Origin of the sequence: Vibrio sp. V31_P5A7T61, assembly GCF_009904895.1 — a bacterium.
Lineage (GTDB): Bacteria > Pseudomonadota > Gammaproteobacteria > Enterobacterales > Vibrionaceae > Vibrio > Vibrio metschnikovii.
Window position 1 is genome coordinate 81,177 of the sequence record NZ_WXWI01000019.1, and the last position, 10,052, is coordinate 91,228.

Annotated in this window: 7 protein-coding genes and 1 riboswitch; of the genes, 6 read left to right on the top strand and 1 reads right to left on the bottom strand. The window is 40.2% G+C overall.

Annotated elements, in window-relative coordinates:
• Positions 1-14 precede the first annotated feature (14 nt).
• The 6 genes from CAG58_RS03310 (at position 15) to murI (ending at position 9,093) form a co-directional block, all read left to right on the top strand.
• Positions 15-2,045 (top strand): DEAD/DEAH box helicase, encoded by a 2,031-nt coding sequence (locus CAG58_RS03310; protein ID WP_161439473.1) that lies wholly within the window; start codon positions 15-17, stop codon positions 2,043-2,045.
• Positions 2,046-2,048: 3 nt separating this feature from the next.
• Positions 2,049-3,308: a GIY-YIG nuclease family protein gene (locus tag CAG58_RS03315; protein ID WP_161439472.1), complete on the top strand. Its 1,260-nt coding sequence runs from the start codon at positions 2,049-2,051 to the stop codon at positions 3,306-3,308.
• Positions 3,309-3,433: 125 nt separating this feature from the next.
• The gene (locus CAG58_RS03320) at positions 3,434-4,528 is read left to right on the top strand and encodes a nucleoid-associated protein (protein WP_038160567.1); all 1,095 of its coding nucleotides are present in this window, start codon (positions 3,434-3,436) and stop codon (positions 4,526-4,528) included.
• A 6-nt stretch (positions 4,529-4,534) separates the two neighbouring features.
• Positions 4,535-5,734, top strand: a complete 1,200-nt coding sequence (locus CAG58_RS03325) for a hypothetical protein (protein WP_161439471.1) — start codon at positions 4,535-4,537, stop codon at positions 5,732-5,734.
• 205 nt (positions 5,735-5,939) lie between these two features.
• Positions 5,940-6,240: riboswitch (cobalamin riboswitch) on the top strand.
• 46 nt (positions 6,241-6,286) lie between these two features.
• Entirely contained in the window at positions 6,287-8,137 is a 1,851-nt protein-coding gene (locus tag CAG58_RS03330) for a TonB-dependent receptor domain-containing protein (protein WP_161425225.1), read from the top strand.
• A 146-nt stretch (positions 8,138-8,283) separates the two neighbouring features.
• Complete coding sequence (gene murI / locus CAG58_RS03335) at positions 8,284-9,093, top strand: glutamate racemase (RefSeq protein ID WP_161425227.1); 810 nt, start codon at positions 8,284-8,286, stop codon at positions 9,091-9,093.
• On the opposite strand, the gene CAG58_RS03340 is transcribed toward murI, so the two are convergent.
• Entirely contained in the window at positions 9,047-9,517 is a 471-nt protein-coding gene (locus CAG58_RS03340; RefSeq protein ID WP_154169876.1) for an RNA recognition motif domain-containing protein, read from the bottom strand. The two genes, murI and CAG58_RS03340, sit on opposite strands and share 47 nt — an antisense overlap.
• Between the last annotated feature and the right edge of the window lie 535 nt (positions 9,518-10,052).

The window sequence follows — 10,052 nt, forward strand, 5'->3', positions numbered from 1 at the left end:
AAAGGTTTGAAGGAATGAATAACAATATTTTGGAAGTAAACTACAAACAGACCGGGAAAAGCACGAACCATAACGAAATGGGGATGCGTGAAATGCAGGCGCGGGCATTTGCCCAACGTGATAGTCAGTATCTGTTGATTAAAGCGCCACCGGCTTCAGGGAAGTCTCGTGCTTTAATGTTTTTAGGGCTAGATAAACTGATTCATCAGGGGCTGCGAAAAGTAATTGTCGCTGTTCCTGAAATGTCTATTGGTGGTTCATTTAAAGATACCAATTTGACTGAATATGGATTCTTCTCTGATTGGACGATTAAGCCAGAATACAATCTATGTATCAGTGGTAGTGAATCAGGTAAAACGAACGCATTTAAGCGTTTCATGGAGAGCGAAGAGCAAACATTGGTTTGTACGCACTCAACATTGCGCAGTGTATTCGACAAGTTGTCTCCGAAAGATTTCGATAATTGTCTTGTCGCTATAGATGAATTTCATCATGTGTCTGCAGATGAGAATAGTCGATTAGGGAATCTTATCGATGTATTGATGAATGGCTCTTCTGCTCACATTCTAGCGATGACTGGTTCGTACTTCCGCGGAGATACGGTGCCTATTTTAGTGCCAGAAGATGAAGCAAAGTTCACGAAGGTGACATACACCTATTATGAACAGTTGAATGGTTATAACCATTTAAAAACATTGGGTATTGGCTATCACTTTTATCAAGGCCCTTATGTAGAGGCTTTGCCATCAATTCTTGACCCTTCTAAAAAAACCATCATTCATATTCCTAACGTAAATTCTGGCGAATCGACCAAAGATAAGCACATGGAGGTCGATCAAATTCTTGAAGTTCTTGGCGAAGTTATTCTGCAAGATCCCAACACCGGTATATACCAAGTAAAATGCAAGCAAACTGGGCGAACTCTGTTGGTTGCCAATTTAGTTGACGATAACGTTCATCTGCGACCAAAAGTCCAAGCATATTTAAGAGATATCGAGTCTGCTGAACAGATGGATATCATTATCGCTTTGGGGATGGCAAAAGAAGGGTTTGATTGGCCGTTCTGTGAACATGTTCTAACCATCGGCTATCGTAGTTCAATGACCGAAATTGTTCAGATAATTGGCCGAGCAACTCGCGATTGTAAAGGTAAAACACACGCTCAGTTTACGAACCTCATCGCTCAACCGGATGCGCAAGACGACGATGTTAAGGTATCGGTTAACAATATGCTTAAAGCGATTACTACATCGTTACTTATGGAGCAGATTTTGGCTCCAAGTATACAGTTTAAACCTCGCTCTCAATGGCAAGGTGGGGAATTACCTGCCAACACTCTTATCATCGATGACACAGCTACACCAGTATCCCAGAAAGTTCTAGATATTTTAAATGGTGATAAAGGTGAAATATTGTCGGCATTAATGGCAAAAGAACCTGTTGTAAAAGGTGTCATTACCGAAACAACACCGCCAGAAGTTATCAATGAAATAGAGCTACCTTCTGTAATTCAAACTTTATACCCAGACTTGGAAGAGCATGAGATTGAGCAGGTTCGCTCAGGGGTTCTTCAGAGCCTGTATATTGGTCAACATGGCGGTGTTATCGATGAAAAAGATTTGCCAGATGATGCTGATATCGATGATGGTTCAACATCAGGAAATGGTAAAAATAATCAGCCTGGGAATAATGATTCTGGTGCGAGTCGGCAATTTATTAAGATGGGTGATAAGTTCGTCAACATTGAAAATTTAGATATTGACTTGATTGATGCTGTAAACCCGTTTCATGGTGCTTATGAAATATTATCTAAGTCTGTAAATGCCGCAATGTTGAAGACGATTCAAGAGACAGTAAGAGCTAGTCAAGCCAAAGTCTCTGAAGAAGAAGCTGTGATGCTATGGCCTAGAATTAAAGCTTTCAGTAAAGAACATCAACGAGAACCGTCATTAACTGCATCTGATCCTATTGAAGTCCGATATGCGGAGGTGCTTGCTTATATTCGCAAGATGAAGCAACAGAGAATGGCAAAACAAGAGGGATAAGGTGTGATTTGTTTACGCTCTTCTAAGAAAACGCCAAAGCGAGACTTAGATGATATTTTTTCTGAAGACGATGACTTGGGGCTGCTTGATGTAGCTCCGTTAAAGGCAAAAGCACCTGCTGGTAATCTGATTGAAAGTCAGTTTGAGGAAATTACAGCGTTCTTTGAAAAGAATGGACGTATACCAGCTAGTGATGCGGATTCATTCGATGAAAAGCGGTTGGCTAGACGTTTAAAAGCCTTTAAATCAAACGGTGAACAGAGAGAATCGCTTAAAAAGTTTGATTCTTATGGCCTGTTAGCTGAGTGTTCGTACATACCGTCAATGGAATCTGTCGGCTCTTCAACCTACGAAATTCAAGAATCAACACCCTCGTCTGAAATAGATAAGTCTGAATTAGTTACGTCTTTGGATGATATCTTTGACGATGATGATGATCTGCTAGAGTTTGATGCCCCTGACATTTTCACTATTCGCCATGTTCCTGCAGAAAAAAAATCGCAGCCGGAAGAAATTGCCAAACGTCAGCCATGTGCGGATTTTCCTCGATATGCTCCTATTTTTGAAACAGTCCAAAAAGAACTTAAAGCAGGCGCTGCGTCACTTGAGCGTTTTCGCCATGAACTAAAAATACAGGTTGGTGATTTTTTTATTCTTAATGGCTTGATGGGGTATGTTCATTATGCTGGAGAAAGATTGGAAGGTTACAGTAGCTACAATGCAAGGCTGCATTTAGTCTTCGAAAATGGCACAGAGCTACATATGCTGTTTCAGTCTTTGACACACGGATTAGTCCGTGACGATCATGGATGTAAAATTATTCGTGAGGGAGCATTGCTTGAGCCTGACGGTAACCCAGTTCCTACCGGGTTGGTATATGTGCTTGCTACTAAGAGTCCAGATAGTGTTCTTGCACCCTATAAGGCGAACCTTTACAAAGTTGGGTTCACCGAAGGTAGTGTTGAAGACCGTATTAAACATGCAGAGAAAGATCGTACGTTTTTGGAAGCACCTGTTCGCGTGGTAATGACGACAGAATGTTACAACATAGATGCTCATAAGCTAGAGACTTTAGTGCATGGTTTCTTGGGATACCAGCGACTGAATATCACCCTCAAAGGACATGATGGGCAGAGCTACAAGCCCAGAGAGTGGTTTAATGTACCGCTGGCGACAGTTGTTGAAGTAATAAAACATATCTTGGATGGAACGATCTCACAGTACCGTATGGATAATACTTCAGGGAAAGTTATGAAAAAGTAGGCAATTCTTAATCTTTGTTTTTATGTGTAAAGTGCAAAAAATGTAAGCGGGTCTCATTTACTCTCTCGTGTGGCTTTTATATAGTAAGGCGATTGCATATTTATAATTATCTTCAAGGACTTTACATGGCAATCACTATTCATCGAGCTGTTGTGCATGAATTGATAAAAGAAAAAAATGAAGAACCTCAACCATTGCATTACCGACAATCCCTTCTACCTGTAGATAATGAGAGTGTACAGAATGTAATTGCTGGCGTTGTTAATATTTATGGAAGAAAGAATAACAGTGCCAGATATGGTGTTTTTCGGGACGATGAGGCCTCTGGAAGTGTACCCGATTCATTTTATGAATACTCAGAACTAGAAGATGTTAGTGATGAAGACTTCATGGTTCTATCAAAGTCAGTCATGCAGGAGTTATTTCGAGAAGCTACTGGGGTTGCATTCGCTACTGGTGGACATATCTTATTTTCGGATTATGAGAGTGATGGAGTTAGATTCTATTTAGCTGCGATGATCAAGCAAAAGTCAGGATTCGCATTCTCCGATACACTCGGTGTGGAAGATCTTGAATACATTGATTTAAGTAAGCTTCATCAAGCAATTAAAATTAATTTTTCTAAATACAGCGCCTATCAAAACGCTGATGATATTGAACGTCAGGACTCTACGTATTTAAGTTTTGTTAGTCCACAAACAAGTCAGTCAGCAGCTGGATATTTCATTCAGGCGATGGGATGTAAAGCTGGTGCACCTTCAGCAAAAGCAACTCAAGCGGCTGTTGATGAAAGTGTTGGTTTTTTCGAGTCTAAAGAAGATTTGAAAGCGCATGCTCCAAACTTAAAAAGAGCGTTGACTGTTTATCTGGAACAAAAAGCTGAATCTAATGAACCAGCAACTTTACCTGATATCGAAGGAATCGCCCGACGTTTTTTTCCTACCGATGATGAAGAGCAGGCTGATAGATATGCTGATGAGTTTGTTACATATTTAAACCGCGAAGAAAGTGGTGTTCCACCTGAGTTCCCTGTTAATAAGACAAAACTCAAAACAATGACTCATTTAGTCTACAAAGGTGACGATTTACACCTAGAATTTGATAAGGAAGATATAGGTGGTAATCCCAGTGCAAGGGTTTACTTCGATGGAGCTAAAGTTATAATCAAGGATCTTCCACAAGATCTGATTGATAAACTAAATCAGCAAATTAATGGGTAGCAACCAGTGTCTTTTTATCCTTTAGTTCAGTTACGCAGAGCAGCATCTCAGCATAGCTTTAATCGGCCTGTGTTTAGTTGCTCTGTTCATGTTACTGAGGGTATAGCTGAAATTCTTGAGCAATGTGAATACCTGCGTGAGATAAATGGTAGTGATATTGATGGAAATTCAGTCAATTTTAATGATTATATAGACCAAGAAATTGAGTTAACTTTTCGAACGCCTAGAACTAATGAATCTCAATTTTACCAAAACTTAAATGCTTTTCTTGATAACTTTACATTTTCTTATTCTGAAGTTGTTGAATTGCCTGAATTTTATTTATTCGATGAAGATTTATATTATTCAGCTAACTCAATAGAATCTGATGACGATGATATTTTTAGCCGGCTGAAATTACTAATTAGAAGTGTAGCTAAACTTGAAAACTTAGCTCATTATCATGATGAAAAAATGGGTGATTCTCGGACTTTAGTTTATCTCTCAGGTGAACATCGAACACCTATAGTTTTAAGTGTAAGTATTTCTGAAAATTTACTATCGAAAGACATTAATTTCTCTCTTTTGAATGAGTTGACTTCAGCCGAATCCGAATTGAATATGCACTACAGTGATAAACTGAGTGTTTTTTATGCTTCATTGCATGAATTTTTAGGTGGAGGTTATGCCCCAGATGAAGCCTTTAACAAATTGATTGATTCTTGGGGAGCATTCGTTGCTTTATATCAGAATAATCTGTCTACTTACTTAAGTGGTTTTTCGTTTCATAAGGCTAAAAAAGAAGTTGCTGAAGCTGAAATTGAGCTATCTGAAAAATTAACTAATCTGACTAGTGACATTGTTTTTAAGCTTTTTTCCGTCCCAGCCTCTGTTATGGCATTAGCCGCAATTATGCAAAAGGGTCAGTTAGACGCACTAGTTTTTGTCCTGCTAGTAATCGGAGTTATTGTTACGATTCTGCTTATGTACGGATTGCTTAAAAGTCAAAAGAATAAGTATGAATCATTGGAGAAAGCTAAAGATCTTGTATTTAGCTCTATTGATGGAAAAGAAGCTGAGTACCCAGATGAGTTAAATACTGAAATTACAGCAATGAAGAGTCGCTTAAACAAACATTTTAAGTCGACAGGTAAATGGCTTGGTTACTATAAGGTCGCCATATTTTCTCCATTGATAGCACTTATATTATTTATAATCATCGCTTAAGAGTTATGAGTGGTACTAATTCCCGATTTCTAATTTTATCTCCAATTGCCCCCTGAATAGTTACTATTAATAAATTTCATAAACAACTTTATTTAATTTCAATAGATTAAACTGGTAATCAAGTTGGTTTTGATTAAAATCGATTTTTTTGGCAGGTTTAGGTTTTCTGTCCGTCTATGTTGCAGGGAAAGTAAGAACGCGAATCTCATGATTCTCAATGGTCTAATTGAATAAAAAGTTAGACAGACCATAAGAGAATGTGAAAAATTTAGACAGTGATACGGATTGGGTAGATATTTTCAGTTTTAGACGCACTAGCTCCCATTATTAAAGGCTTTATCCTTATCTAATCTATTTTTTAAACGTATTCTTTCCCAACTGTAAGTCTGTGACGCGCAGCGGTAAGGGAGAACGAACGCTCATCAAGACACTGCCTAATGGTGGGAAGTCGAGTTATTAGGTTAATGCTCTCGAGTCCGAATACCTGCCAGCAACTGGGCCAGCAGTGGTGTTTTGCTCAGGAGAATCTACGCGTTTTAGGATAACAACATAATGAATAAATCTTATCTAAGCCTGGCGATGATGTCAGCGCTCTCTTATTGCTCTCTTACCTATGCCCAAAGTTTACCCGTTGATGAGACCATGGTGATAACAGCCAATCGGTTTGAGCAAAAGCAGGTATCGGTACTGGCGGCAACAACGGTGATTGAACGCCAAGAAATTGAACAATATCAAGCGCGATCTTTGACGGAGGTTTTACGTCGAGTACCCGGAATCGAGATAGCTCAAAATGGTGGTCGAGGGCATACGGCTTCTGTTTTTATGCGAGGTACCAATAGCAGTCATGTTCTCATTTTAGTGGATGGAGTTCGGATTGATTCAGCCGCTGGTGGGGTTGCCATTAATCGTTTTCCAATTGGCTTAGTTGAGCGTTTAGAGGTGATTCGTGGCTCTGGTGCCGCGATGTATGGATCTGATGCTATCGGTGGTGTGATCAATATTATCACTCGCTCTCATCGTGGAAATAATCTCAAGCAAGTGACGCTTGGTGTTGGCAGCAACCAATCCCGTAAAGGTGAAGTGGTCACGAGGACGGATGTGAATGAGCTGGGGCATCTACAACTTTCTGCAGGTTTTGAGAAAACCGATGGTTACGATATAAAAAGTCCGCAGACAGGTGTGGACTATGGTTATGAAAGCCAGAATTTGATGGGCGGCTATGAACATCGCTTCAATCAGAACTGGTTGGGGTATGTATCAGCTAGCTGGTTTGACAGTGATGTAGAATACAATTCTTCCGGTACGCTCTACCACAGTTTTTCCGACAACCAGAGTTTTACTGGGAAGATGAATTACGAAGGGAAGCGCTTAAAAAGTTTGTTGATGCTTAATTATCAGCAAACAGAAAAACTCGATTATACCCAAAGCGAGGGTAAAAATAATGCTAATACCAAGGCGAACATCGATCTTACCCAGACGCAATGGGCGAACCTTTATCAGCTGAATGACATTATTCAACTTGGAGCGGGTATTGATGGCCGCTGGGAAAAATTAGACCATGATGCGCTCAGTTATGGTAGTCGTCATGTGTTGGCGGGAGAAAGCCGAGATACCTACGGTATTTTTGGTTCTGGCAAACTGACGGTGAGTGATTGGGTTTTTGAAGCGAATATTCGTCACGATAAGCATGATAAATATGATGACTACACCACTTGGTCTTTCGCTGCCGGTTATCAAGTTAACGATCATTATCGTATGCGGGCCAGCTATGGCACAGCATTTAAAGCACCGAGTTACACCGATTTATCAACGGCACCTGATCTTGAACCAGAAAAGTCTAAGAATAGTGAGATAGGATTCGATATCACTTATCCATTAGCGCGAGTGAGTGTATCGGCTTATGACAACCAGGTGGATAATTTGATTATCTGGTATTCTGATCCTAACGGTGCCGTGTGTGATGTGGTGAATTGGGGAGGATGCACTTTGAATACCGATGCACGAATTAAAGGGGTGGAATTGGAAGTGAACTTTGATACGGGTCCAATCAATCATACTTTAGTGGCGGAGTACAAAGATCATAAAGATGATAATCATGTGCAGTTGGCTCGTCGGGCAAAAGAAAACTACAAGTGGATTACTGCCATACAATTGGGTAACTTCGATATAAATACAACTTATACCTATACGGGTAAGCGCCTAGACTTGCCTACACCAGAGCCAACCAGTAACGATTATATTCACTCCACTAACCTGTGGGATGTGTCTGTAGGCTACTGGTTAAGTGATACCATGGTCATTCGTAGTCGGATAGAAAATCTCTTTAATGAGCAGTATCAAAGTGCGCTCGGGTATCGTGCCCCAGAGCGGGCCTTTTACCTAAACGCCAGTTACCAGTTCTAAAAAATAAGACCGCCTTACAGCGGTCTTATTTTTTAGAACTATCTGACAAACCATACTCATAATATTACTATTTCATTACAGTGAGAGTGGTTGCCTAATGATAAAGAGGGAGTATGATCACTGACTCTTTCTTCTTGGGGTGTAGTATGCAGCAACAGTTGTCACATAAGGTTCTAATTTTTGACTCAGGTGTTGGTGGATTGTCAGTTTATCAAGAGATAGTTTCACTATTACCACAGCTTGATTATACCTATTTGTTTGATAACGCCGCGTATCCTTATGGCGAATTAGCGCAGGAAGTTTTGCTTAACCGTGTTGAGCGTTTAATTATTTCATTAGTCAAACAGCAATCTTTTGATTTAGTAGTGATAGCTTGTAATACCGCTAGTACTATTGTACTCCCCATGCTGCGTGCTAAATTATCCATTCCGGTTGTAGGCGTGGTTCCTGCGATAAAGCCAGCCTCACTCGTTGCCCATAAAGCGATTGGCTTGATTGCTACTCCCGCAACGATCACAAGACAATACACACATGATTTAATCCGTAATTTTTCGAGTAAAAAAAGTGTTGAACTGCTTGGGTCGACACGTTTAGTTGATATGGCGGAAGAGAAGCTGCGCGGGCAAGACGTCGATAAAGAGGAATTGGCGACGATTTTAAGTCCACTGATTCAGCGGATAGATGTTGCGGTATTAGGATGCACCCATTTCCCACTCATTAAAGCAGAGATTCAACAAGTATTAGGTGATGATGTGATGTTGATTGATTCTGGTCAGGCGATAGCTCGTCGAGTACAGCAGTTGCTTGATGTAGAACCTAGCTTAAAGCATCAGCATCCGCACACGATTTTCGCCAGTGCGCCCCCTTGGAAAGAGAGCGCTCTGAATGCGAACTTAATTAAAATGGGCTTTAATCCTGTTCGTCCATTTCCTCATCTGGATGTTTTGGATCATTAGCAACTCTCACTTTGAGTGTGCGCTGCATATAGTCTTTTTCATTGAGTGCATTAATCGCCGCAGAGGCATGGGCCGTGGCAATGACTACAAATCCAAACCCTCGGCGTTTTCCTGTGCGTTTATCTTTCATTAATCGGACCGCAAACACATCACCGTATTGAGCAAACAAATCACGCACATCCGATTCATTAGCTTTATAGGGTAGGTTTCCGACGTAAAGCGTTTTTGTATTACTGGATGACTCCTCGGTTGATGGAGCATTCACTGATACTACGGAAGGATTTGATAAAACTTGCAGAGTGATCGCGGCAGAAATAACACCAATAACAAAACTTACCGCGGGATGAATCGATAATAGAGAAAAAACCAGTGCACCAATGATAGCCAGTGCAACAATAAATAATGTAGATTTATTCGAGCTCATATTGAAATACTACTTAATCAGAATGAAAGTAAGAGGCGTATCTAAGATTAACAATATAGACACATGAATCTTACGTTTATGCTTGGCGTTTTTCCAATCGATTGCTGTGACCCTCTTCAAATGTTGGAATTTTATTCAAAAATTAATGATCCGATGGCTTTTTGAGCGAACGGAAAATTAATAGAAAAAAGTACTTGCTAAGCTAAACTAACTCCCTATAATGCGCCCTCACTGACACAGCAGACGCCGCAAGGCTTCAGGCAGTGTTGGTTGAGGGAAAGCTTCTAAAAAAGAAAATTTGAAAAAGTGTTTGACTCTTCAAATTAACTCGCTAGAATTCACCTCCGCTTCGAAGCTCAACGAGAGATTCGCAAGCCAGCTCTTTAACAATTTAAACCAATCAATCTGTGTGGGCACTCGTTGATGATAATCAAAATGCTTAGCAATAAGCACTTCGGTTTCAATGAACTGAGTGACCAAATTGATAGGGCTTTTAGCACTATCGGCACAGTCAATTCATTATCGTTCTGTTGGA

Coding starts and splice junctions, on each gene's coding strand:
- CAG58_RS03340 (WP_154169876.1), bottom strand. CDS start 9,517: ATGAGCTCGAATAAATCTACATTATTTATTGTTGCACTGGCTATCATT.
- CAG58_RS03310 (WP_161439473.1), top strand. CDS start 15: ATGAATAACAATATTTTGGAAGTAAACTACAAACAGACCGGGAAAAGC.
- murI (WP_161425227.1), top strand. CDS start 8,284: ATGCAGCAACAGTTGTCACATAAGGTTCTAATTTTTGACTCAGGTGTT.
- CAG58_RS03330 (WP_161425225.1), top strand. CDS start 6,287: ATGAATAAATCTTATCTAAGCCTGGCGATGATGTCAGCGCTCTCTTAT.
- CAG58_RS03320 (WP_038160567.1), top strand. CDS start 3,434: ATGGCAATCACTATTCATCGAGCTGTTGTGCATGAATTGATAAAAGAA.